Below are 23,674 nucleotides of genomic sequence, written 5' to 3'. Positions count from 1 at the left end.
GTGTCGGCACTCCCCACCGATACCGAGGAGACCTCCCCATGCCCCACAGACACCTCAAGGCCGCCTGTACGGCGGTCGCGGCGGCCGGCGCCCTGCTCGTGGCCGGGCTGACCGGTGCGGCGAACGCCCAGCCGGCGCCCGCCCCCGCCGCCCCGACAGCGGCCGAGACCCTGCGGACCGCCGCGGCCCCGCCCGCCCTCCTCGCCGCGCTCCAGCGCGACCTCGGCCTCACCCGGCAGCAGGCGGAAAGCCGTCTGGGCAACGAGGCCGAGGCGGGCGCCACCGCGGGCCGCCTGCGCGCCGAGGTCGGCCCGCACTTCGCGGGCGCCTGGGTCAGCGGGGACGTCTCGGAGACCTTGACGGTGGCCACGACCGACCCGGCGGACGTGCGCGCCATCCGCGCGCGCGGCGCCGACGCCGTCGTCGTGGACCACACCCTGGCCGCGCTCGACGCCGCCAAGACACGTGTCGACCGGGCGGCCACCCGGCACGCCACCACCAGCACACCCGTCTGGTACGTCGACGTCACCAGCAACAAGCTGATCGTCCAGGCGACCCGCGCGGGCGCCGCCCGCGCCCTGCTCGCCGCGGCCGGTGTCGACGCCTCCCTCAGCCGGATCGAGCGGGCCACCGAACAGCCCCGCCCGCTCTACGACCTGCGCGGCGGCGACGCCTACTACATAGGCAGCGGCAGCCGCTGCTCCATCGGCTTCCCCATCACCCGAGGCACCCAGCAGGGCTTCGCCACCGCCGGTCACTGCGGCCGCGCGGGCGCCACCACCTCCGGCTCCAACCGGGTCGCGCAGGGCACCTTCCAGGCGTCGGTCTTCCCCGGCAACGACATGGCCTGGGTCGCCACCAACTCCAACTGGACGGCGACGCCGTACGTGAACGGGTCCAGCGCGCAGGTCGCCGGGTCCACCCAGGCCCCGGTCGGCTCCTCCGTGTGCCGCTCGGGTTCCACGACGGGCTGGCACTGCGGCACCGTGCAGCAGCTCAACACCAGCGTGACCTACCAGGAGGGCACCGTCTCCGGGGTCACCCGTACCTCCGTGTGCGCCGAACCGGGCGACTCCGGCGGCTCGTTCATCTCCGGCAGCCAGGCGCAGGGCGTCACCTCGGGCGGTTCCGGCAACTGCACGAGCGGCGGCACGACCTACTTCCAGCCGATCAACCCCATCCTGCAGAACTACGGCCTCACCCTGAAGACCACCACGTCGGGCCCCGGTGACCCGGGCGATCCCGGCGAGCCGGGCGGCACCTGGGCGGCGGGCACCGTCTACCAGGCGGGCGCCACCGTCACGTACGGCGGCGCCACCTACCGCTGCCTCCAGACCCACCAGGCCCAGCCGGGCTGGGAGCCGCCGAACGTCCCGGCGCTGTGGCAGCGGGTGTGAGCACCGCCTGATCACGACGTGCCGGTGACCCGAACGCCCGGGTCACCGGCACCCTTTCACGACACGACGCTCACCACGCGACCCTGGCCGCCACCGGCCGGTGGTCGCTGCCGGTCGAGGGCAGCACCCAGGACGACGTCGGCTCCACCCCTCGTACGAGGATGTGGTCGATCCGCACCACGGGGAACGCGGCCGGCCAGCTGAACCCGAAGCCCGCGCCCGCCACGTCCTGGGCCGAGTGGAGGTGGGCGGTGAGGACGGAGAACGCGCGGTCGTCGGTGGCCCCGTTCAGGTCGCCGAGCAGCACGACCCGTGCCGTCCGTTCGGCGGCGACCGCGTCGCCGAGCGCCTGTGCGCCCCGGTTCCGCTGGTCGGTGCCGAAGCCGCCCCCCGGGGTGAGCCGGGTGGAGGCGAAGTGGGCCACGTACACCGCGAGCGGCCCCCGAGCGGTGGTGACGGTGGTGCGCAGCGCGCGGTTGTCGGCCGTGTCGTCGGCGCGCTGCCGCTTGGTGGCCGCGAGCGGCCCGTAGTCCATCCTGAGATCGACCGGTTCGGTCCGCGTCAGCGGCAGCCTGCTCCACAGCCCGACCGTGCCGCGCACGGTGTGGTGCGGGTACGCCGACGCCAGCTCCTTCTCGTACGTGGGTCGGGCCCGCGCGGTGATCTCCTCCAGGGCGAGCAGGTCGGCGCCGGTGGCCGCGAGGGTGCGGGCGGTGGCGGCCGGGTCGTGGTTGTCCGCGCCGACGTTGTGGCTGACCAGGGTGAGGTCGCCGCCCGCACGGGACTTGTCGCCGAGCAGGCCGCCGAAGAGGTTCAGCCACACGAGGACCGGCAGCAGGAGTGCGGTGAGGGCGCAGGCGGAGCGCCGCCACAGCGCTGCCGCGAGGAGGACGGGGACGAGCAGTCCGCACCAGGGCAGGAAGGTGTCCACGAGGCTGCCGAGGTGGCCGAAGCCGTCCGGGACGTACGCGTGCAGGCCGAGGAACAGGGCCAGGAGCACGGCGGACACCGCGACGATCCGGCCGCGCCGCCACGGTTCGGGGCGCAGGGCGACGCGGAACAGGCGGCGGGCGCCGCCGCGCAGCGCGGGAAGACTGTTGATCACTGCCGCATCCTCGGGTCCTCGGTGGGGTCGGCGTACAGGGCCGGGCAGCCGTCGGCGATCGCGGCGGTGCGCAGCTCGTAGTGCCAGGGTTCGTTCCGGTAGACGGGGCACAGCCCGTACGCGGCGCCGTGCTCGGCCAGCCACGCGGTCGCGTCGGAGCGTCCGAGGTCGACGGCGTCGCCGGACACGTGCGGGGAGGTGGCGGCGGTCGCCACCCAGCGGGCGGCCTCGTCCTCGGAGCCGTACTTCGCGACGGCCTCGCGCAGGAGCTGGTTCTGGTAGGCGGGCGAGCGCCAGCCGCTGTTGACGTGGAAGACGATGCCCCCGGCCGCCCTCGCCGCCCGTCGCAGCGCGTCGCGCAGGCCCGGGTCGAGCCGGGTGACGGCCGGGACGGTGGTGTCGAAGACGGTGACGCCGTCGGGCACGACACCGTCGGCCTCGTCGGGCGGGCCGCGGTGCGCCTCGGGCGAGGCGCGCGGTGCCGGCTTCTTGGACGGTCCGGCCGTCGAAGGGGGTGGCGCCGAGGTGGACGCGGGCCTGCTCGTCCGCAGCCCGACAACCGTGGCGGTCGCCGCCACGACGGCGATCAACGCGATGACGACGAGCGGCCAGCAGCGCCGACGGCTGCTCCGTGTGTGTGCCGAGCGAGGTGTCCGGTGCATACCGCCAGTGAAGGAGCAGCCGTGTTGCCGACACGTATGCGGTTTTCGATATGCCGCCGATACGCGGCGGCTCGTAGCCTCGACGCATGCGTGTGCTGATCGTCGAGGACGAGCCCTACATGGCGGAGGCCATCCGCGACGGCCTCCGCCTGGAGGCGATCGCGGCCGACATCGCCTTGGACGGGGAGACCGCCCTTGAGCTGCTGGGTGTGAACACGTACGACATCGCCGTCCTCGACCGTGACGTGCCGGGGCCGTCCGGTGACGAGATCGCGCGGCGCATCGTCGCGTCCGGCAGCGGTATGCCGATCCTCATGCTGACCGCCGCCGACCGGCTCGACGACAAGGCGTCCGGGTTCGAGCTCGGCGCGGACGACTACCTGACGAAACCCTTCGAGCTGCGCGAACTCGTCCTGCGCTTGCGGGCGTTGGATCGCAGGCGCGCGCACAGCAGGCCGCCGGTGCGGGAGATCGCGGGGCTGCGCGTCGACCCGTTCCGCCGGGAGGTCTTCCGGGACGGCCGGTTCGTCGCGCTGACCCGGAAGCAGTTCGCGGTGCTCGAGGTCCTGGTCGCCGCCGAGGGCGGGGTGGTCAGCGCCGAGGAGCTGCTGGAGCGGGCGTGGGACGCGAACGCCGACCCGTTCACCAACGCCGTGCGCATCACGGTCTCCGCGCTGCGCAAGCGCCTCGGGGAGCCGTGGCTCATCGCCACCGTGCCGGGGGTCGGCTACCGCGTCGACACCTGCCCCGGGGGGACGGACCGTGCCTAGGGAGCCGGGGATGAGCGTGCGGCTGAAGCTCACCCTCAGCTATGCCGGGTTCCTCACCCTGGCGGGGGTGTTGCTGCTCGCGGCCGCCTGGGTGTTCCTCATGCGGGTGCCGCACCCCGGGCTCATCGTCATCCCCGACTACCGGCTCGCCGTCCTGCGCGCCTTCGCGCCGATGGCCGCCGTCGTTCTGGCGTTCCTGCTGCTGTTCGGCCTGGTCGGAGGGTGGTTCCTGGCGGGACGGATGCTCGCGCCGCTGACCCGGGTCACGGACGCCGCGCGGCTGGCGACCACCGGGTCGCTCTCCCACCGCGTCCGGCTGCCCGGCCGGCAGGACGAGTTCCGGGAGCTCGCCGACGCCTTCGACACGATGCTCGCGCGGCTGGAGGCACACGTCGCCGAGCAGCGCAGGTTCGCGGCCAACGCCTCCCATGAGCTGCGCACCCCGCTGGCCATCTCCAAGACGCTCCTCGACGTGGCCCGCGGCGACCCGGACCGCGACGCCGACGAACTCTTCGACCGCCTCCACGCCGTCAACACCCGGGCCATCGCCCTGACCGAGGCGCTGCTGCTGCTCAGCCGGGCCGAGCAGCGGTCCTTCGCCCGCGAACCCGTCGACCTGTCGCTCGTGGCGGAGGAGGCCGTCGAGACGCTGCTCCCCCTGGCGGAGAAGCACGGCGTCACCATCGAGATCCACGGCGACGTCGGCACGACGAGCGGATCGCCCGCGCTCCTGCGCCAGGTGGCGGTCAACTTCGTGCACAACGCGATCGTCCACAACCTGCCCGACGGGGGCGCTGTGTGGGTCAGCACCGGCGTCCACGCCGACCGGGTGGTGCTCACGGTCGAGAACACCGGTGACGTGCTCGCCCCCGCGCTGGTGGCGACGCTCAGCGAACCGTTCCGGCGCGGCACCGACCGCGTCCACACCGATCATGCGGGGGCCGGTCTCGGCCTGGCCATCGCCAAGACGATCGCCGAGGCCCACGACGGGACGCTCACCCTCGCACCGCGCGCGTCCGGCGGACTGCGGATGACGGTGGAACTGCCCGCGACCGGCGCGTGAGCCGCCGGTGTCGGCCGTCTCCGGCCGATGCGCGCGACCCCCCGGCCTCGCTTTGGACTTGCCCCGTGAAACCGATCGGTTTACTGTGCTTCCACGGCAGGAAACCGATCGGTTTCCGCAGAGCGGGACGGAGCGAGTCATGACCGCGATCGAAGGCGCAGTCGCCCTGGTGACAGGCGGCGGCAGGGGCATCGGAAAGGCGTTCGTGGACGGCCTCCTCGAACGCGGCGCGAAGAAGGTGTACGCCACCGCACGCGACCCGCGGACGATCACGGACCCGCGCGCCGTACCGCTGGCCCTCGAAGTCACCGACCCGGCGTCCGTCGAGGCCGCCGCGCGGGCGGCGCAGGACGTGACCATCCTGATCAACAACGCCGGTGTCTCCACGAACGCGTCCTTCCTGGACTCGCCGCTGGACGACGTGCGCAAGGACTTCGAGACGAACTTCTACGGGCCGCTGCTCACCGCCCGCGCCTTCGTCCCCGTCATCGAGCGCGCCGGCGGCGGACACCTCCTCAACGTCCACTCCGTGCTGTCGTGGATCGGCCTGGCCGGCTCCTACAGCGCCTCCAAGGCCGCGCTGTGGTCCCAGACCAACTCCCTGCGCCTCGACCTCGCCCCGCGCGGCATCTCCGTCACCGGGCTCCATGTCGGCTACGTCGACACGGACATGGCCGCGGCGGTCGACGCCCCCAAGTCCTCGCCCGCCGACGTGGCGGCGCAGGCCCTCGACGGGATCGAGAACGGGGCCTTCGAGGTGCTCGCCGACGACCTGACTCGCAAGGTCAAGGCGGGTCTCTCGGCCGACCTGCCGGTCCTGTACCCGCAGCTGGCGGCCTGACCGCCCGCTCGTACACCGATCGGTTTCGGATCGCCGGGCCCCGGAGGTAACCTCGCCCCATGGCCACCAGTACGGACAAGGCGTCCACCAGGGACCGGCTGCTCGACGCGGCCATGGAACTCTTCTACCGCGACGGGGTCTCCCTCGGCGTCGAGGCCCTGTGCCGGTCCGCCGGGGTGTCCAAGCGGTCGATGTACCAGCTCTTCGAGGGCAAGGACGAGGTGCTCGCGGAGAGCCTGGAGCGGCGGGCGCCCGAGTACCGGCGCAGGCTCGGCCTCGACGCGGAGACCTCCGCGCCGCCGCGCGAGCGCATCCTGTCCGTGTTCGAGCAGTTGGAGCGGTCGTCCGCGGAGGACGGCTACCGGGGCTGCCCGTTCCTGTCGGCGCTGGTCGAGCTCAAGGACCCCGAGCACCCGGCGAGCGTCGTCGCCCTGCGCGCGAAGAACGGCCTGCTCGACGCCTTCCGCGCGGAGGCCGAGCGCGGCGGCGCCCGCGACCCCGAACTGCTCGCCCGTCAGCTCGCCCTGGTCTTCGACGGAGCGAGCGCCCGCGCGGGTGCGAAGGCGGACACCTTGCAGGGCCTGACCACCTCCACGGTCAAGGTTCTGCTCGACGCGGCGGGCATGGAGGAACACCCCGCGAGCTGACGCGGCCCCGACACCTGCGCCCCACCCGCCGTTCACCTCCCCTTCCGGTGCCCGCCCGCCGACGTGGCTTGCATGTGCGGCGACGCGCGAGACACATGCTCGCGTGCGGCCGGGGAGGGAGACACGGACATGGGTCGTTCACGAAGACTTGGTGTGCTGGCCGTGGGCGGGGCGCTGGCCCTGTCGTACGCCGCGCAGACCGCACCCGCGTACGCCGCCGACGAGCCCGTCGCGGTGACGCAGTTCAGCATGGTCAGGCCGACCGAGGTGCGCTACCTCTGGGCGGGCGCGTCCGGGCTGCGCTACACGCTGCCGCAGAACGGCTCATCGCAGGCGCTCTGGGCGGACTACGAGGGCGTGACCCCGCCCGCGCACCCCGGCCCCGGCGACCTCGCCTCGGGCGCGGACGTGCTCACCGGCCGGAGCGGCGGTGTCGTCACGCAGCAGCACCACGCCACGGGCGTCACCGCCAAGGTCACCGTGCCCGCCGAGCAGACCTATCTGGCGGCGGTCGGCTGGAGCGTGCTCACCAAGGACGCGGCGGGCGCGCTGCACGTGCTGCGCGCGGGGGACGACGGCGCCACGCGGGACATCCCGGTGACGGGTCTGCCGTCCGGCGCCGAGTTCACCGGCACGGTCACCACGGGCGGCTCCGTCCGGTACCTCGCCGTCGGCCACCGCGTGGACGGCACGGTGTCGACGGGCCTCGTCGACCTCGCCGACGGCACGCTCGGCGTGTCGATCGCGGGCTCGGGCACCGTGCTCTTCAACGACCGCTGGCTGATCGTCGGCAACCGCGCCCTGCGTACCGACGCGGAGCCCGGGACGGCGCCCGTGACCGTGTCCTCGTACCTGGGCAACCCCCTGGCCGTCGTGGGGGACCAACTCTTGAGCGGCAACGCGGAGTTCCTGCCCGTCGGGGAGCGCCCCACGCTCCAGGCCACCTCCTTGACGACCGGCGTCCGGCGCACCCTCGTCGACAACTCCTACGGGGCGATCGCCCCGAGCCTCGATGGCGGCGCGCTCGCGACGGGCGGAGCGGACAGCGACGACTGGTACGTGCACCGGATCACCGCCGCCGCGGACGGCGACGCCACCGCCGCCCGCGTGCTGCGCGTGCCCGCCCTCAGGGCCTCCATCGACGGGCTGATGCTGGCGGGCGGCGAACTGCTGATGCAGGGCAACCCCACCAACACCGGCGGCGTCAACTCCGTCTACGCGGTCCCGCTCGACCGCGACGGCAAGCCCGCCGGCCGCCAGACCTTCCGCATCAGCGTCCGCGACGTCTCGCCCTGCCTGGGCGGGGACGCGGCCTGCCCGCAACTGGAGGCGCTCGGTGACGGCAGGTTCGCGTACCTTGCCACGGGCGCGGACGGCACCGAGACGGTGCGCACAGCCAACAGCGCCACGTCGTACGCGAACGCGCCGACCGGTGACACCAAGGGCCGCATCGGCACCGGCACCGGCCGCTACGTCCTCTACAACGGCTCCACCCCGGGCGTGCAGAAGGTCGCCGACTTCGCGCGCGGCGCTGACGGCGCGATCACGCTCAGCCGTACCCGGACCGCCGCCGCGATCTGGGGCCAGCGGCTGTGGACCCCGGGCACGACCGAGGGCAGCGTCGTCGCGTACGACCTGAAGGCGAAGCGGAACGTGGCGACGGTGGACACCGGCGCCCCGTGCATCCCGAGCGAACTCCAGGCGGTCAACGCCTGGCTGTACTGGTCCTGCGGCAGCACCGGTCCGGCGGGCGTGTACGACCGTGCCACCGGCCGCGCGATCCCCGTACCGGCCGGGCAGGGCCGGCTCGCCGACGGCTACCTGGTCCGGGAGGACCGCACCAGCCACGCGCTGCTGCTCACCGACTTCCACTCGGGAACGGCGACCACGCGCACCGTCGCCGTGCTGCCTGCCTACGACAAGAACACCGGCGGCCACACGGGGCGTTGGGCAGTGGACCGGTTCGGCGGCCACATCGCCTACCTCACCGCCACGAGCGGTGAGGTGGCGCTCGTCACCGCGAAGGTGCCCACCTCTCCCCTGGCCCAGCTGGAGGCGCAGACCGAGGCGGGCCCGGGGCCGACGACCGCGTCGCCCTGGCAGCCGGTGTGGCAGCTCAACAAGCCCGCCACCTGGACGCTGAAGCTGTACGGCGGCAGCGGGTCGGTCGTGCGCACCCTGACGGGGGCCACCGCGGCCGCCGCCGTCCGCGCGTCCTGGAACGGCGTGGACGACGCCGGGCGCCCGGTCGCCCGGGGCACGTACACCTGGGACCTGACGGCCGAGCCTCGCGACGGGCAGGGACCGGCCTTGTCGTTGTCCGGGACGACCACGGTGAACTGACGAGCCGTCACCGCGCACATCCGGCCACACCCTCACATCTCGGCCACTTCGTCGACGACACGACAACCCTTGCCCGGTCCGGGATGTCACACCAAGCAGGAGGAAGCACTCCAAGAACAACAAGGGGGAAATATGCGATTCAACCGTTCTGTTCTGTCACTCTCCGCGGTGGCGGCCCTCGCGGCGGGCTCCACGGCCGTCCTGGCGTCACCGGCCTCCGCCGCGCCCAACACCACGCCGCAGAAGGTCTGCGGCAGCGCCTACAAGACCGTGAACTCCGCGGCGGTCGGATCGCTCGGGACCATCTACCTCACCTACAACAGCGGCAACGGCCGCAACTGTGTGGCCACCATCCGCTCCACGCCGGGCACGGCGGTCGACATGTCGGCATGGATCTACGTGCCCGACACCGACCAGGGCGCCTCGGACTCCGGCCGCTACACCTCGTACGCCGGTCCGGCCTACGTCTACGGCAAGGGCCACTGCGTGGACTGGGGCGGCAGCATCAAGAACATCTACGTCTCCGTCTCCGGCTCCAACTGCGGGGCCCTGAAGGAGCAGCGGGTCACCACGGTCCGCTGACTTCCGCCCGCCCCGGCCGGGTCGCGCACCCGGCCGGGGCGGTGGCGCGCGTGAGATCATCCGCACATGAGTGACGATCTCCAAGTGAATGCTCTGGCCATCAACGTCACGATCCCTGAAGCGCTCCGCTGGACGGACACCCGGCGCGGCCAGGTGTTCGCCCTAACCACGCTGAACGTCCGGCTCCTCCCCGACGGCCATCTCGCCACCAAGGCGTACGGCAGGCCGGTCGAGGGCGGCCGGGGCGCCTACGTGTCGTTCCCCGTCCCCGACGACCCCGAACTGGTGGCGCTCATCGCGCGAGCCGCCGGACGCGCGGGGGAGTTGTGGGCCGCGCACCGCGGTCTCGGCTGAGACGACCGGACGAGACACAAGGCTCGTCGCGGCCGACGGCGACGCCCCCTCCGGGGGGCCGCCACACCCCCTGTACTGCGGCTGTCCCCACCCCCGACTGGGCAGGCAGCCCGAGTGACCCGGTGTCGGCGGGTGCCTAGCGTGGCCGCATGCCACCCTTACTGATCTCCACGAGCCCGCGCCGACGTGCCGGTGCGGCGGCGTTGCTGGCAGCCCTTCTCCTGCCCGTCGCCCCGGCCGTGGCCCAGCCGACCGGCGCCGCGCCGCGTACCGTCTGCGGACCGCACGACGAACTGCGCGGGGCGCTGCGCACACTCACCGGCCGCGATCACATCACCGGTGCCGCCGTCCTGATCACCGACGCCGACAAGGGCGCGCCCTGCGCGACGCACACCGAGGCCGTCGGGACGGCCGACCGCTCCACGGGCCGCCCCATGAACGCCACGGACCGCTTGCGCGCGGGCAGCGTCACGAAGACGTTCACCGCGACCGTCGTCCTCCAGCTCGCCGCCGAACACCGCGTCGCGCTCGACGCCCCCGTCGACCACTACCTTCCCGGCCTGGTCCGGCGCAACGGTCACGACGGCCGCCACATCACCGTACGGCAGCTCCTCCAGCACACCAGCGGACTGCCCGACTACCTCGAAGCCCCCGAGTGGGAGCACCCCGAACGCCTTCGGTACCGCCACTTCGAGCCCCGCGAGCTCGTCGCCCGCGCCCTCGACCTGCCCCGCCCGGACCGCACATGGCACTACGCCACCACCAACTACCTCCTCGCGGGCCTGATCATCGGCAAGGTCACCGGCCACTCCCCCGAGGCGGAGATCACCCGCCGTGTGATCCGCCCCCTCGGCCTGCGCGACACGTACTGGCCCGGCGACGACCCCCGCATCCACGGACCGCACTCCCGCTCCTACTTCACCGCCGAGGACGGCCGCCTCACCGACGGCACCGCGTGGAACACGACCTTCGGCGGTGTCGGCGGCGCGCTCATCTCCACACCCGCCGACCTGACCCGGTTCAGCACCGCGCTCCTCGGCGGCCGACTCCTGCCCCCGGCCCAACTCGCCGAGATGCGCCGCACCGTGGCCGCCGACCCCGACCGGCTCTGGCCCGGCGCCCGCTACGGGCTCGGTCTGATCGCCTCCCCGCTGCGGTGCGGCGGCCAGTGGTGGGGCCACGCGGGCACCGTGCCCGGCGGCCACCGGGCGCTGACCGCCGTGGGCCCCGACGGGCGCGGCGTCGCCGTCGCGCTCACGCAGGTACCGGACACGCTCCAGGCCGAACAGGACTTCCTCGACGTCGTCGAGACCGCGTTCTGCGAAACCCCGCCGTCCCACGCAACGACGAACCCCAGCGAAGGGAACCACCAGTGATCCGCTCGGCCCACCCCCGGCAGCGTGCCACGGGAACGACCCGGAAGGCGGCGCTCGGCCTGGCCGCCACCGCGCTCGCCCTCACCGCACTGCCCGCCATGACCCCGCAGGCCCACGCCGCCTCCGACCCCCTCGCCCGCTACCACCACCAGCGCCTCGACTGGAAGAGCTGTGTACTCGGCCCGGACGACGCGACCGGCAAGGAGCTCGAACAGGCGGGCGCCGAGTGCGCCGACGTGACCGTACCGCTCGACTACGCCCACCCCGGCGGCCGGACGATCACCGTCGCGATCTCCCGGATCCGCGCCACGGACACCGCCCACCGCGTCGGCCCGCTGCTGCTCAACGGCGGTGGACCCGGCGGGCAGACGATCGGCGACCCGCCGTGGGTCGGCAAGGCGATGAAGGACGTCGCCGCGCGCTTCGACGTGATCGGCGTGGACCCGCGCTTCGTCGGCCGGTCCACCCCGCTCGACTGCCACTGGCCGACCGGCTCCGCGTTCCGCGGCGCGGGCGCCGACCGCGCCGGGTTCGACCGCATGGCGGCCTTCTCCCGCGACCTCGCCGAACGCTGCCGCCGATACGCCGGTGACGTCGTGCCGTACGCCACCACCCGGAACACCGCCCGCGACATGGACGTCATCCGCGCCGCGCTCGGCGAGCGGCGGATCTCCTACCTCGGCTACTCCTACGGCAGTTACCTCGGCCAGGTGTACACGAGCATGTTCCCCGGCCGCACCGACCGGCTCGTCCTGGACGGCGTCATCGACCCGGACGCCTACGGGCCCCGACTCCTGCGCGGTGTCGGCAAGGCCAACCGGCACGCCCTTCAAGGCTGGGCCTCCTGGGCCGCCGCCCGGGACGCCACCTACGGACTCGGCCGCACCCGCGCGGCCGTCCTCGCGACCGTGGACCGCCTCCAGGCCGCCGCCACCCGCAAGCCCCTGCGGATCGGGGAACACCGGGTGGACGAGCACATACTCCCCCTCATCCTCTTCAACGGACTCTCCCAGGACAACGCCTCCGCCTACGGGGACTTCGCCCGGGCCGTCCAGGACCTGCGGCGCGCCGCCGACCGGCAGCGCGTCACCCCCTCCCCCTGGCTCGCCGAAGTCCTCGGCTTCGAACTGACCGGCTCCGCCTCCGCGTACGGCAGTGTCCAGACGGCGATCCTGTGCGGTGACGTCGCCGCCCCGAGGAACCCGGACACCTATTGGCGCGACATACAACGGGCACGCGCGCGTGACGCCCTGTTCGGTCCCGTCACCGACAACCTCAACCCGTGCGCGTTCTGGGACCGGCCCCGCGAACGCCCGACCCACATCACGACCGACGCGCCCGCGCTCCTCGTCAACGCCACGGGCGACCCGCGCACCGTCTACGAAGGCGCCGCGGCGGTGCGCCGGGCCTGGCCCTCCTCCCGCCTGGTCACCCTGCGCGGCGCCGACCAGCACGCGGTGTTCGGTGTCTACGGTTCCGCGTGCGCCGACGACACGGTCAACGCCTACCTCGCCACCGGCCGCCTTCCGGCCAAGGACGTCGGCTGCGACGCGCACGGGCGCTGAGCGAACCCGCTTGTCCCGAACGGGGTGCGCCGGGATGATCGTCGATCATGCGTGTCGACGAACTCAACGCCGCCGAGCGCCAGTTGTGGCGCGCCTTCGCCCGGGGCCGTGCCGTGGACGTCCGCGACGAGGCGTCCACGGCGGACGGTGCCGTACGGGCGGAGGTCGTGGCGGCGCTGCTGCTCGGTGACGGCGCCGGGCCCGCCCCGGGCGACCGTCCGGCGCTGCGTCTGACCGGCGCCAGGATCACCGGCGCCCTGGACCTGCGGTTCGCCGAGATCACGGCGCCGGTCGTCCTGACCGCGTGCCGCTTCGACGACGCGCCGTCGTTCCGGGGCGCCAGGACCCGGGACCTGGTGCTCACCGACTGCACACTGCCCGGACTCGCCGCCGGCTCGGCACAGATCGACGGACGGCTCGTGGTGGCCCGCTCGCGCCTGAGCGGGCCCCTCGTGCTCGGCCGCGCCCAGATCCACGGCGACTGGGAGCTCCAGGACACGGTGATCACCGCCCCGGGCGTCGAGGCCATCTCGGCGATTCGGCTCACCGTCGGCGGCAACATCCTGGCCACCAACCTCACCGTCCAAGGGGGCTTCCGGCTCTCCGGCGCCGTCGTCTCCGGCGAGTTCGACCTCGAAGGCGCCACGCTGCGCAACCCGGGCGGCCACGCCCTCGACGCCTACCACGTCCAGACCGGCGAGGACTTCACCTGCCACCCGGACTTCAGCGCGGAAGGCCGCGTCATCCTCTCCGGCGCCACGGTCGCGGCGGGCCTGGGCTTCTGCGGCGCACGCCTCTCGAACCCCGGCGACATCGCCCTGGAGGCCGTCGACATCCAGGTCAGCCGCAACGTCGACCTCGGTCTCGGCCTCACCGTCGACGGCGGCGTCACACTCGACGGCGCCCATGTCGGCATCCGGCTCAACTTCCGCGACGCCACGTTGCGCAACGTCACACGTGTGAGAGGGCGAACGAGACCAGGAACCCGCACACGGTCACCAGACCGATCGCGAGATGCGCCTCCTCGAACGCCTCCGGGATCATCGTGTCGGCGATCATGGCGAGGATCGCGCCCGCGGCCACGGCCGTCACCGCGGCGATCACCGCCGGGGAGAACGCCCCGATCACCGAGTAGCCCAGGACGGCGGAGACCGTGCTCGCCGCCGCGATCGCCGCCCACACCCCGAACACGTAGCCCTTGCCGCGCCCGGCCCGCTTCATGCCCGCCGAGCTCGAAAGACCCTCGGGCACGTTGCTGATGAACACGGCCGCCACGGTCACCAGGCTCACCGCGCCGCCCTGGAGGAGGCTGACGCCGATGACCGCCGACTCCGGCACACCGTCGAGGAGCGCGCCGAGCGCCAGCGCCGTACCGGAGCCGCTCTGCTCGCCCTCCGTCGGCTGCGACGGGCCCCGCCCGCCCCCCGACCGCTTGCGGTGCCGGGCCCCGCGCCGGGCCAGCCAGATGTTGCCGAGCGTGTAGGCGCCGGCGCCGGCGAGTGTGCCGATCGCGGCGGGGCCGAGCCCGCCCTCCCCGTACGCCTCGTCCACCAGCTCGAAGGAGACCGCCGAAAGGAGCACCCCGGCACCGAACGCCATCACCGTCGCGATCGCCTTCTGGGGAATGCGCACCCCGTACCCGAGCGCCGCGCCCACCAACAGCGCCGATCCGGCCACCAGTCCCCACAGTCCCGCCTGCACCACTTCACTCATGCGGCCACCGGTACCCGGACCACGACCCCGCTCACCCGGGGCTGTCGAACCGTCCCGGAGTCAGCCGTGCGCGTCCACCAGTGACAGGTCGCGCAGGCGCTCGGCCGTCTCCACGATCGTCGTCGTGGCGGGGCGTGGGTGCCAGCCGAGTTCTTCGCGGGCCCGGGCGTTGTGGATGACCGGGCGGGGCAGGTCCTCGCCGGGGGCCTCCTGGCGGGGGGCGCGGGCGGCGAGCGGGCCGAGGCGGTCGTGGAGGATTCCGGCCAGTTCGACGAAGCTGAGCGTCGGGCCGTCGGCGACGGCCAGGTAGCGGCGGCCCGCGGCCCCGGGGGCGGCCATCGCGCGCAGGTGCAGATCGGCCACGTCCCGTACGTCGACGATGCCGAAGCGGGCGCGGGGGGCGACGCCCATCGTCCCGTCGAGCATCGCCTTGACGAGCTGCATGGAGGAGCCGAGGGCGGTCGTTAGGGTGGGGCCGAAGATGCCCACCGGGTTGGTCACGACGAGTTCCATGCCGCCGCCCTCGCGCTCCGCCCAGTCCCAGGCGGCGCGTTCGGCGATCGTCTTGGAACGGGGGTAGGGGGCGAGGCCGGGCGTGTCGGGGTCGGTCCAGTCGGCCTCGGTGTACTCGGCGCCGGGCTTGGGCGTGTAGCCGACCGCGGCAAAGGACGAGGTGAGGACGGTGCGCCGGACCCCCGCGTCGCGGGCCGCACGCAGCACCCGCAGCGTGCCCTCGCGGGCGGGCACGATCAGCTCGTCGGGGTCGTCGGGCTGAGCGACCGGGATCGGGGAGGCCACATGGTGGACCTCCGCGCAGCCGGCGAGCGCGGCGGCCCAGCCGTCGTCGGCGAGCAGGTGCGCCGCGACGACCTCCAGGCCCGCGTCGTCCGCGCCGCCCCGGCGCACCGCGGCCCGCACGTCCCGCTCGCGGTCGAGCGTGCGGACCGTCGTACGGACCTGCCTGCCGGCCCGTAGCAGTGCCGCCACCAGATGGCTGCCGAGGTATCCGGACCCGCCGGTGACCAGGACCGTGCTCATCGGGTGACCTCCAGTCGGCGAGCTGCGGCGAGGGAGCGGCGGGTGGCTTCCGCCTCCGCCGCCGCGTCGCCGCGTTCGCGGGCGTCCCACAGGGCGGCCTTCTCCCGCAGATAGGCGAGGCGGGCGCGCTGCGCGGCGATCTCGGCCTCGACGCGCTCGGCGTGGCGCAGCAGCAGGTCGCGCTGTTCGGCGGCGGCGGCCTGTCCGCGGGTGCGGTTGTCCTGGTAGGTGCGCATGTCCTCGATGCTCATGCCGACCGCGCGGAGGCAGGCGAGCGCCTGCAGTTCGTCGAGGTCCCGTTCCTGGTAGCGGCGGTGTCCGCTGCGTTCGTCGCGGTCGACCGGGCCGATGAGGCCGATCTCCTCGTAGTAGCGCAGGGTGGGTTCGCTCAGCCCGCTGCGCCGGGCCACGTCCTGGATGGAGAAGGCTGTCGCTGTCATGGAGCGAGCAGAACACACCTCAAGCGCTTGAAGGCAAATGCCCGATATAGCTCGTCGGAGCAGGCGGGAAGGCGCTTAGAGTTTCACGACCTCGACACGGCGCCACCGAACCACCGATGCACAGGAGAACGCACCATGAAGATCCACCTCACCAGCATCTTCGTCGACGACCAGGCGAAGGCCCTGGCCTTCTACACCGATGTGCTCGGCTTCGTGAAGAAGCACGACGTACCCGTCGGCGAACAGGACCGGTGGCTGACCGTCGTCTCCCCGGAGGAGCCCGGCGGCACCGAACTCCTCCTCGAACCGGCGGCCCACCCGGCGGCCCGCACCTATCGGGACTCCCTCGTGCAGGACGGCATCCCGCTCGCCCAGTTCGCCGTCGACGACGTCCACGCCGAGTACGAGCGTCTGCGCGCCCTGGGCGTGCGCTTCACCCAGGAGCCGCTGGAGATGGACGACATCACCATGGCCGTCCTCGACGACACCTGCGGCAACCTCATCGCGATCGCGACGGAGCCGAAGTAGCCGAACCGGACCTGTGGAGCGAGGTCCTGTCGTCCTCGGGCATCCGGCCATCCACCCTTACGAGTGACTGGCCGGATCCGAGTTCGATCGAGGGGCCGCGGGTCGTCGTGTCCCCAGCGGGCATCACACGGGCAGCGCCAGTCACGGACCACGGCGAGGAGCCCCCCACATGCTGCACGGCCTCGACATCAGCGCGTACCAACCGCCCTCCTACGCCACCGACGACCAGTCCTTCGTCTTCATCAAAGCCACCGAGGGCCGCACCTACACCAACCCCCACATCGAGGCCCAGACGCGGACGGGACGCCGCGCCGGGCTCGTCGTCGGCTACTACCACTTCCTGTGGCCGGGCCGTATCCGCGCCCAGGCCCGTCACTTCCTCTCCAAGATCCCCGAGAAACCCGGCGACGTCCTGGCCGTGGACTGGGAGGCGACCGGCAACGGCAGCCACGCCTCCAGCGCGGAGAAGGACCGCTTCATCCGCAGGCTGAAGGCGCAACGGCCGCACCATCGCGTCGTCCTGTACACGAACCGCGACTTCTGGCTGAACGCCGACACGGCCTCCTACGCCGGGGACGGCCTCTGGATCGCCGACTACGTCAGCGCGGGCGAACCCCGCATCCGGGCCGACTGGCTCTTCCACCAGTACACCTCGCACCCGCACGACAAGAACGTGGCCCAGTTCCCCGACCGCGACGCGCTCCGCCAGTGGGCGGACGGCGCCTGACGGGACGCAGCCGCGAACCTGTCGGGGTGTGCTCGCAGCGGATGCCGTTCCCCGGCGCACGCACATCCGGGATCATGAGGCATGCTTCCGGATGGCTGGCACCTCACCCATGACGTCGACGACTTCCTCGCCCGCGCCGGGGACTTCCTGCGCTCGCGCCCCGCGCTGCACAACACGCCCCTCACCGACCTGGAGAAACTCCGCACGAGCCGTTCGGCCGACCCCGACGACGCCCCCGTGCTCGGCCGGCTGGAGGTCGACGGCGAGGTCCGCGCCATCTGCTACCTCACCGCGCTCGGCCGCCTGGGGCTCACCCCCCTCTCCCCCGCGCAGGCGCACACCCTCGCCGCACACCTGACCGGCATCGGCCACACCCCCGCCTATGTCATCGCCGACCGGGACACCGCCGATGCCTTCGCCGAGGCATGGCAGCAGCACACGGGCGCCGCGATCACACGTTTCTGGTCGACACACCTGTACCGGCTCGGCGACCTCGCCTGGCCGCGTCCGCGTCCCGAAGGGCGGGGGCGTGTCACGGGCGGGGCGGACCGGGAGCACGTCGTGCGCTGGTGCCGCGAGTTCTGCGTCGACGTCGGTGAGCAGTTCTCCATCGACCTGATCGACGCGGGGCGCTGGGACGCGTCGCGCTTCGGCGACCGGCACTTCACCTTCTGGGAGACGCCGGACGGCACACCCGTCGCCATGGCGGCCGCGACCTCGGTCATCGGGGGCATGGTCCGCGTGGACCCCGTCTACACCCCGGCCCCCTTCCGTGGACGCGGCTACGCCGCAGCCGTCACCGCGGAGACCAGCGGCGCCGCCCTGGCCGCGGGCGCGACGGACGTCGTCCTGTTCACCGACCCGGCCAACCCGACCAGCAACGCGCTCTACCAACGCCTCGGATACCTCCACATCGCCGACTTCGCCGGCTACCGCTTCGATCCTCCGGAACCCGTCTTCCCGTCACACGTGTGACGCCGGTCGAGCGGACGGCGGTGGGTCCGGTGGATGCGTGGAGGGAGGAGCGGGGCGAAGTCGGTGGGCGGGAGCAGCTCCGTGAGTTCGGGGCGGCTGAAGAAGTGGATGCGCAGGCCCCGTTTGGCGCCTTCCAGGTACTCGACGGTGAAGCCGCCGTCCGGTGCGCGCTCGGTGATCCGGTGGGCAGGATGGACGTCCGTGCCGACGGCGTTGACCCGGAGGCAGAACAGGCCGCCCACCCGCACTCGCCGCAGCGCCGCCCGCAGGTGGGCGTGGGCGGTGGCCCTGTCGCCGTGCTGGAACACCTGGATGCCCACGACCATGTCGAAGAGCCGGTCGGCGGGCAGGTCGTCGACGGTGCCGTGGACGAGGTGCCCGGCGTCCTCGGGCGAGCGGCGTGCCAGTGCGGCCAGGGCCACGTCGGAGATGTCGAGGCCGATGAGGTGCAGGCCCGCCGCGCGCAGGGGGAGGTAGTTGCGGCCGTTGCCGCAGCCCACGTAGAGGCCCTGGGCGTCGGGGCGGAGGGTCCGGGCCGCCGCCACGATGTCCTGCACGAAGCCGACCGGCGGGTCGTCCTCGTAGCGGCCGCTGCGGTACTCCGCGTCCCATGACGCGCTCTCCCGTGTCTCCATCCGCGGATGGTGGCACGACCGGGCCAGCCCCGCACAGAGTGCCGGGGCATCACCGCGACCCTGGACCGACCCGAGGTGTGAAGGGACCGTGACGGGGCATGCGAATGCGCGCCACCGTCGGCTCCGACCTGGAGAAACGCATGTCTGTCAGCACCGAGGCCACCGCCGCCGAACCGACGTCCGGAAGATCCGGGCCCGATGCCACGCAGCGGCTGCGACGTCGTATGGAGCGCCTCATCGGCGTGGCGGCCACCGAGGGGAACAAGCTGACGCCCCTGCGCAACGGCGACGAGATCTTCCCCGCCATGCTGCGGGCGATCCGCGAGGCACGGCACACCGTCGACATGATGACGTTCGTCTACTGGAAGGGCGACATAGCGCGGGAGTTCGCCCACGTCCTCGCCGAGCGGGCCCGCGCCGGTGTGCGCGTACGGCTGCTGCTGGACGCGTTCGGCAGCCGCACCATCGAGCGGGACCTGCTGGATCTGATGGACGAGGCGGGGGTCCACGTCGCCTGGTTCCGCAAGCCGCTACTGCTGTCCCCGTTCAAGCAGAACCACCGCTGCCACCGCAAGGTGCTGGTCGTCGACGAGGTGACCGCGTTCACCGGCGGCGTCGGCATCGCGGAGGAGTGGTGCGGGGACGCCCGCGGGCCGCACGAGTGGCGTGACACGCACGTCAAGGTGGAGGGTCCGGCCGTCGACGGGATCTGCGCCGCCTTCGCCCAGAACTGGGCGGAGTGCCATGACGAACTCTTCGACGAGCGCGACCGTTTCATCGAGCACGAGCCGAAGGGCGACGCCGTCGTGCAGGTGGTGCGCGGCTCGGCGAGCATCGGCTGGCAGGACATCCAGACGCTGCTGCGGGTGACGATCGAGTCGGCGGAGCACCGGCTGCGCCTGGCCACCGCCTACTTCTCGCCCGACGACCACTTCGTCGAGCTGCTGTGCGGCGCCGCGCGCCGTGGTGTCGAGGTCGAGCTCCTGGTGCCGGGCCCGTACACGGACAAGCAGATCAGCCGGATCGCCGGGCGCCACCACTACCACAAGCTGCTCGAGTGCGGGGTGAGCGTGCGCGAGTATCAGCGGACCATGCTGCACTGCAAGATCGCCACGGTGGACGGCACCGCGTCGCTCATCGGCTCGGCCAACCTCAACCGGCGCTCCCTCGACCACGACGAGGAAGTGATGCTCGCCGTCCTCGACCCGGAGTTCACCGCCGCCCTCGACGCGGACTACGAGAAGGACGTCGCCGACAGCGTGAAGGTGGACCCGGGCCGCTGGGCGAAGCGCCCGCTGTCGTTCCGCGCCGCCGAGGTCGCCACGCGCGCGGTGCAGCACTTCCTCTGAGCGGCCCGGGGCGGGCGCGAGCGCCCGCCCGCCGCGCGGATCAGCCCTGGGCGCGCCGGCGCCGGGCCACGACCAGGGCGCCCGCGCCGAGTGCCACCGCACCGACGGCGACGGCCGCGGCCGGCACCATGTCGGACGAACCGGTGGCGGCCAGGTTGCCGCCCTGACCGCCCGCCGCGCCCTGTACGGGCTCGGCAGCGGTGCTGCCCTGCGGGGAAGGCGTCGGAGTGCTGGGGTCGGGGGTGTCCGCGGGCTTCGGCCGGTCCTTGTCCGGGACCTTGCCGGGCTCGGCGTCGCCAGGGGCGGGCGTCTCGCTCCCGGCGGTCAGGACGGAGAAGTCGTAGCGCTTCATCGGGCCGAGCACGCACGGGTTGTACGCGTCCCCGGCGTCGCCCGCGAGGAGCCCCCACGCCTTCATGGCCGGGGTGTTGTCGGCGAGGGTGAGACGCAGGTGCAGGACGGTCGAGGAGCCGGGCTTCATCGACTCGATCGTGGTCGGGTGCTCCTCCCGCTGGTCGAGCTCCTGCCAGGGCGCGTCGTCGCGCGACCACTTGACCGTCATGAAGTGCTGGCGGTCGTTGGTGGCGTCGAGGCGGAACATCATCAGCGGCCGGACCGTCAGGGTGCGGTCGGTGCGGTTGGCGACGGTCACCGAGTAGTCGGTCGTCGTCCCGGCGACGACCTTCTGCGGGAGGCCCTTGGCGAGGACGGTGAGGTCGTCGGTGCGTACGCACGCGCCCGCGGCGTCGAGCGCGGCGTGCGCGTTCTTCTTGTCCTCGGCGGCCTTCTTCTCCGCGTTGGTGAGCCCGTTGTACTCCCGCAGCGCCGCGACGCGTGCGTCGTCCATCGCGTCGGCGGCCTCGGTCAGAGCGGCCTTCGCGGTCTTCTCGGCGTCGGCGGCCTTGACGGCGGCGGTGCGCGCGGCCTCCAGGTCCGCCTGCGCGGCGGGCTTGTCGGCCTCGTCCGCCTCCGCCAGCTTCTTCTCGGCGGCGGTGACGGCGTCGTCCGCCTTCTTCCGCTCGTCCTTGGCGGTGGTGTACGCCTTGTCGGCGGCGAGGTAGGCGGCGCGCAGCGGGTGCGTGTCGTCGCTGTCCAGGGCCTTGAACAGCGCCTCCAGCTTGTCCTTGCCCGCCGCCTTGTCGGTGGCCGCCTTCTCGTACGCCGCGTCCGCGTCCTCGGCGGCCTTCTTCAGTTCGTCGTAGGTGGGCCGGGCCGTCTCGTCGGCCGCCGTGGGCGCGGCGGCGAACGCCGGGGCGGCGGTCAGGCAGAAGGCGGGGACGACGGCGGCGGTGGCCACGGCGAGGGCGAGGGTGCGGCGTATGTTCACGGGCAGGATCGTACGATCTTGGGCAAGTGCGGGCCCGTTGTTTTCGGCGGCGCCGGACGCGGGCGGCGAGGGACAAACCGGTGCGGATGCGGGCAGTTGCTCTCGCGGGCTGTGTTTTTTCTGTGAGGTAACCGACCTCGTCACGCGCCCGCCGCGGTGAGGAGCGCGACCGTGTCGGGGTGCGGGCCGTGCTCCGCCCACCGCAGCGGCGACCAGCCGGTGCCGTGGTCCTCCCGGAGAGTCGGATCGGCGCCGTGGGCGAGGAGTTCGCGTACCGCCTCGGTGTGACCCCAGCAGGCGGCGGCGCACAACGGCGTGCCCTCCGCGCCGAGCCCCCGGCTCTCGGCGTCGGGGTCCGCGCCCGCCACCAGAAGAAGCCGGACGATCTCCGCCGCCCCGTGCACGGCCGCCGCGTAGAGGACGGTGGTGCCTTCGCTGTTCCGCCACCCAGGCCCCGCACCGGCCCGCAGCGCCGCCCGGACATCGGCCACGTCCCCGGCCCAAATGGCGTCAAAGAGCCGCCGGGTGAGCTTCTTCCGCTTGCGCTGCTTCATGGAACGGACGGTAGCGGACGCCTCCGGCGGGAACGACCAGCGCACCTTGCCGAACGGGTCGCGTGCAGGACGAAACGTCCGCGATCCGGCGAAGGGCCGTAGCCGCGACACGGCCACTCACCCGGCGTGGCAAGGCCGACCGCCCGCCATGGCGGCCTTGGGGCCGGCACGGTACCCGGCACTCCGGCGGCAGCCGCTCGTATCAGGTCAGGGAGCCCACGACGACCGCCGTGCACGCGAAGGTCAGCGCCACTGTCACCGCCATGGCGAACAGGGTGCCGCGCAGCCAGCGGGTGAAGCGGGCGTGGTGTGCCGCCTCCGCCGCGTTCACGGTTTCCGCGATGTGCTCGGTCACCATGCGGGCGACGTATATCTGCTCCTCCAGGTACCACTCCTCGATGTCCCGCCGCTGCTCGTACGTCAGCCCCTCCGTGCTCGCGATGAAGGCGGCGACGCGGCGGCGGGCCGCGCTGAGGCGGGCCTCGCGGAAGAGGTACGCCTCGATGTCGGCCAGGCCGCGAGCGGCCTGTTCGCCGGTGTTCACGCGGTGCCCAGCGCGTCGCGCAGGACGTGGACGGCCTGGGCGACGGCGGCCGTCGTCGCCCGGGTGCCGCGCACGGGGTTCAGCATCATGAAGTCGTGCAGGGTGGCGTTGTAGCGGACGCTGGTGGTGGGGACGCCGGCCCGGGTCAGTTTGCGGGCGTACGCCTCGCCCTCGTCGCGCAGGACGTCGTTCTCGTCGACGGCGACGAACGCGGGCGGCAGCCCCCGCAGGTCCTCCAGGGTCGCCCGCAGCGGCGAGGCCGTGATCTCGTTCCGCTGGGCCGGGTCGGTGGTGTAGGCGTCCCAGAACCACTCCATGGCCTTCGCGGTCAGGTGCGGGCCGTGGGCGAACGTCCGGTAGCTGGCGGTGTCCTGCCCCGCGTCGGTGACGGGGTAGTAGAGCGACTGGTGCAGGAAGGTCACGTCACCGCGCTGCTTGGCGAGGAGGGTGAGGGCGGCGCTCATGTTGCCGCCGACCGAGTCACCGGCGACGGCGAGCCGGGTGCTGTCCAGGCCCTCGTCACCGCCCTTGGAGGTGATCCACCGCGCGGTGGCGTACGCCTGCTCGACGGCGACCGGGTACTTCGCCTCCGGGGAGCGGTCGTACTCGACGAAGACCAGCGCCGCCCGGGCGCCCACGGCCAGCTCGCGCACCAGGCGGTCGTGGGTCCCCGCGTTGCCGAGGATCCAGCCGCCTCCGTGCACGTAGAGGACGACCGGCAGGACGCCGGTGGTGCCGACGGGCTTGACGATGCGTACGCGTACGTCCCCGGCCTCGGCCGGGACGGTGATCCACTTCTCGTCCACGTCCGGCTTCTCGACCGGCGCGGACTGCACGTCGTCGAGCAGCTTGCGGGCGCCCTCCACCCCGCGCTCGTGCAGCAGTGGTGGCTTGGCGGTGGCGGCGGCGAACTCCTGTGCGGCGGGCTCCAGAACGATGTCGTCGTTCACGGCACACTCCTTGAAGGACGAATGAACGGATCCGGGGAGGTCCCCCACTCACGGGACAGAACCTGGCGCGGATTCGTGACATGCCGTGTACGACGCTACGCGGATACGGCCGGGAAGGCACCGTGGGCCGGTGGCCGTCTCCCGCCCGCGGCGCGCGGCCCGCACCGGCCGGGAACAGCGCGGACGCTC

Annotated in this window: 25 protein-coding genes; 14 read left to right on the top strand and 11 right to left on the bottom strand. The window is 73.0% G+C overall.

Annotated elements, in window-relative coordinates:
- Nucleotides 1-38 precede the first annotated feature (38 nt).
- Entirely contained in the window at nt 39-1,397 is a 1,359-nt protein-coding gene (locus tag ABZ877_RS01645) for a trypsin-like serine protease (RefSeq protein ID WP_361062475.1), read from the top strand.
- 70 nt (nt 1,398-1,467) lie between these two features.
- On the opposite strand, the gene ABZ877_RS01640 is transcribed toward ABZ877_RS01645, so the two are convergent.
- Complete coding sequence (locus tag ABZ877_RS01640) at nt 1,468-2,460, bottom strand: endonuclease/exonuclease/phosphatase family protein (protein ID WP_361062891.1); 993 nt, start codon at nt 2,458-2,460, stop codon at nt 1,468-1,470.
- Nucleotides 2,461-2,498: 38 nt separating this feature from the next.
- The gene (locus tag ABZ877_RS01635) at nt 2,499-3,164 is read right to left on the bottom strand and encodes a D-alanyl-D-alanine carboxypeptidase family protein (RefSeq protein ID WP_361062472.1); all 666 of its coding nucleotides are present in this window, start codon (nt 3,162-3,164) and stop codon (nt 2,499-2,501) included.
- A gap of 86 nt (nt 3,165-3,250) precedes the next feature.
- Here ABZ877_RS01635 and ABZ877_RS01630 point away from each other — a divergent pair, with 86 nt between their 5' ends.
- The 9 genes from ABZ877_RS01630 (at nt 3,251) to ABZ877_RS01590 (ending at nt 12,705) form a co-directional block, all read left to right on the top strand.
- A complete protein-coding gene (locus ABZ877_RS01630) occupies nt 3,251-3,934 on the top strand; it encodes a response regulator transcription factor (protein WP_361062469.1) in 684 nt (227 codons plus the stop codon).
- Between the two features lie 10 nt (nt 3,935-3,944).
- A complete protein-coding gene (locus tag ABZ877_RS01625) occupies nt 3,945-4,997 on the top strand; it encodes a HAMP domain-containing sensor histidine kinase (protein WP_361062466.1) in 1,053 nt (350 codons plus the stop codon).
- 139 nt (nt 4,998-5,136) lie between these two features.
- The gene (locus ABZ877_RS01620) at nt 5,137-5,838 is read left to right on the top strand and encodes an SDR family oxidoreductase (RefSeq protein ID WP_361062463.1); all 702 of its coding nucleotides are present in this window, start codon (nt 5,137-5,139) and stop codon (nt 5,836-5,838) included.
- A 59-nt stretch (nt 5,839-5,897) separates the two neighbouring features.
- Entirely contained in the window at nt 5,898-6,485 is a 588-nt protein-coding gene (locus tag ABZ877_RS01615; protein WP_361062460.1) for a TetR/AcrR family transcriptional regulator, read from the top strand.
- 129 nt (nt 6,486-6,614) lie between these two features.
- A complete protein-coding gene (locus ABZ877_RS01610; RefSeq protein ID WP_361062457.1) occupies nt 6,615-8,828 on the top strand; it encodes a FlgD immunoglobulin-like domain containing protein in 2,214 nt (737 codons plus the stop codon).
- A gap of 132 nt (nt 8,829-8,960) precedes the next feature.
- Nucleotides 8,961-9,410 carry a spore-associated protein gene (locus ABZ877_RS01605; protein WP_361062454.1) on the top strand — a complete coding sequence of 150 codons (450 nt, stop codon included), beginning with the start codon at nt 8,961-8,963 and terminating at the stop codon, nt 9,408-9,410.
- A gap of 66 nt (nt 9,411-9,476) precedes the next feature.
- A complete protein-coding gene (locus ABZ877_RS01600; protein WP_361062451.1) occupies nt 9,477-9,764 on the top strand; it encodes a hypothetical protein in 288 nt (95 codons plus the stop codon).
- Nucleotides 9,765-9,913: 149 nt separating this feature from the next.
- Entirely contained in the window at nt 9,914-11,140 is a 1,227-nt protein-coding gene (locus ABZ877_RS01595) for a serine hydrolase domain-containing protein (RefSeq protein WP_361062448.1), read from the top strand.
- On the top strand, nt 11,137-12,705 hold the full coding sequence (locus ABZ877_RS01590; protein WP_361062445.1) for an alpha/beta hydrolase: 1,569 nt from the start codon (nt 11,137-11,139) through the stop codon (nt 12,703-12,705). Before ABZ877_RS01595 ends, ABZ877_RS01590 begins: the two co-directional genes overlap by 4 nt.
- Here ABZ877_RS01590 and ABZ877_RS01585 read toward each other — a convergent pair.
- From ABZ877_RS01585 to ABZ877_RS01570, 4 genes are read right to left on the bottom strand one after another with little or no spacing between them, the layout of a single operon-like run.
- Nucleotides 12,645-13,613 (bottom strand): hypothetical protein, encoded by a 969-nt coding sequence (locus ABZ877_RS01585; protein WP_361062442.1) that lies wholly within the window; start codon nt 13,611-13,613, stop codon nt 12,645-12,647. The genes ABZ877_RS01590 and ABZ877_RS01585 overlap by 61 nt on opposite strands.
- A 43-nt stretch (nt 13,614-13,656) precedes the next feature.
- Nucleotides 13,657-14,418, bottom strand: a complete 762-nt coding sequence (locus tag ABZ877_RS01580; RefSeq protein ID WP_361062439.1) for a ZIP family zinc transporter — start codon at nt 14,416-14,418, stop codon at nt 13,657-13,659.
- A 60-nt stretch (nt 14,419-14,478) separates the two neighbouring features.
- A complete protein-coding gene (locus ABZ877_RS01575) occupies nt 14,479-15,456 on the bottom strand; it encodes an aldehyde reductase (RefSeq protein WP_361062436.1) in 978 nt (325 codons plus the stop codon).
- Nucleotides 15,453-15,896: a MerR family transcriptional regulator gene (locus tag ABZ877_RS01570; protein ID WP_361062433.1), complete on the bottom strand. Its 444-nt coding sequence runs from the start codon at nt 15,894-15,896 to the stop codon at nt 15,453-15,455. The genes ABZ877_RS01575 and ABZ877_RS01570 overlap by 4 nt, the downstream gene beginning before the upstream one ends.
- Nucleotides 15,897-16,031: 135 nt before the next feature.
- Between ABZ877_RS01570 and ABZ877_RS01565 the strand changes: the two genes are divergently transcribed.
- The 3 genes from ABZ877_RS01565 to ABZ877_RS01555 all read left to right on the top strand — a co-directional run bounded on the left by ABZ877_RS01565 (nt 16,032) and on the right by ABZ877_RS01555 (nt 18,126).
- Nucleotides 16,032-16,424 (top strand): VOC family protein, encoded by a 393-nt coding sequence (locus tag ABZ877_RS01565; RefSeq protein WP_361062431.1) that lies wholly within the window; start codon nt 16,032-16,034, stop codon nt 16,422-16,424.
- A 169-nt stretch (nt 16,425-16,593) separates the two neighbouring features.
- Nucleotides 16,594-17,151 (top strand): GH25 family lysozyme, encoded by a 558-nt coding sequence (locus tag ABZ877_RS01560; RefSeq protein WP_361062428.1) that lies wholly within the window; start codon nt 16,594-16,596, stop codon nt 17,149-17,151.
- Nucleotides 17,152-17,232: 81 nt separating this feature from the next.
- Nucleotides 17,233-18,126: a GNAT family N-acetyltransferase gene (locus tag ABZ877_RS01555; RefSeq protein ID WP_361062425.1), complete on the top strand. Its 894-nt coding sequence runs from the start codon at nt 17,233-17,235 to the stop codon at nt 18,124-18,126.
- Here ABZ877_RS01555 and ABZ877_RS01550 read toward each other — a convergent pair.
- Nucleotides 18,081-18,761, bottom strand: coding sequence for a class I SAM-dependent methyltransferase (locus tag ABZ877_RS01550; protein ID WP_361062422.1), 681 nt, complete (start codon nt 18,759-18,761; stop codon nt 18,081-18,083). The genes ABZ877_RS01555 and ABZ877_RS01550 overlap by 46 nt on opposite strands.
- A gap of 224 nt (nt 18,762-18,985) precedes the next feature.
- On the opposite strand from ABZ877_RS01550, the gene ABZ877_RS01545 reads away from it, so the two are divergent.
- Nucleotides 18,986-20,110: a phospholipase D-like domain-containing protein gene (locus ABZ877_RS01545; RefSeq protein WP_361062888.1), complete on the top strand. Its 1,125-nt coding sequence runs from the start codon at nt 18,986-18,988 to the stop codon at nt 20,108-20,110.
- A 40-nt stretch (nt 20,111-20,150) separates the two neighbouring features.
- Here the strand turns inward: ABZ877_RS01545 and ABZ877_RS01540 are convergent, their stop codons facing one another.
- The 4 genes from ABZ877_RS01540 to ABZ877_RS01525 all read right to left on the bottom strand — a co-directional run bounded on the left by ABZ877_RS01540 (nt 20,151) and on the right by ABZ877_RS01525 (nt 23,485).
- Complete coding sequence (locus ABZ877_RS01540) at nt 20,151-21,437, bottom strand: hypothetical protein (RefSeq protein WP_361062419.1); 1,287 nt, start codon at nt 21,435-21,437, stop codon at nt 20,151-20,153.
- A gap of 140 nt (nt 21,438-21,577) precedes the next feature.
- Complete coding sequence (locus ABZ877_RS01535) at nt 21,578-21,991, bottom strand: ankyrin repeat domain-containing protein (protein ID WP_361062416.1); 414 nt, start codon at nt 21,989-21,991, stop codon at nt 21,578-21,580.
- 202 nt (nt 21,992-22,193) lie between these two features.
- On the bottom strand, nt 22,194-22,535 hold the full coding sequence (locus ABZ877_RS01530) for a hypothetical protein (RefSeq protein WP_361062413.1): 342 nt from the start codon (nt 22,533-22,535) through the stop codon (nt 22,194-22,196).
- Nucleotides 22,532-23,485: an alpha/beta hydrolase gene (locus ABZ877_RS01525; RefSeq protein WP_361062410.1), complete on the bottom strand. Its 954-nt coding sequence runs from the start codon at nt 23,483-23,485 to the stop codon at nt 22,532-22,534. The genes ABZ877_RS01530 and ABZ877_RS01525 overlap by 4 nt, the downstream gene beginning before the upstream one ends.
- Between the last annotated feature and the right edge of the window lie 189 nt (nt 23,486-23,674).

Origin of the sequence: Streptomyces sp. NPDC046939, from assembly GCF_040644575.1 — a bacterium.
In the GTDB taxonomy this organism is placed as follows: Bacteria; Actinomycetota; Actinomycetes; order Streptomycetales; family Streptomycetaceae; genus Streptomyces.
Note: the sequence above shows the minus strand (reverse complement) of the source record. Positions and strands in the feature narration are given on the sequence as shown.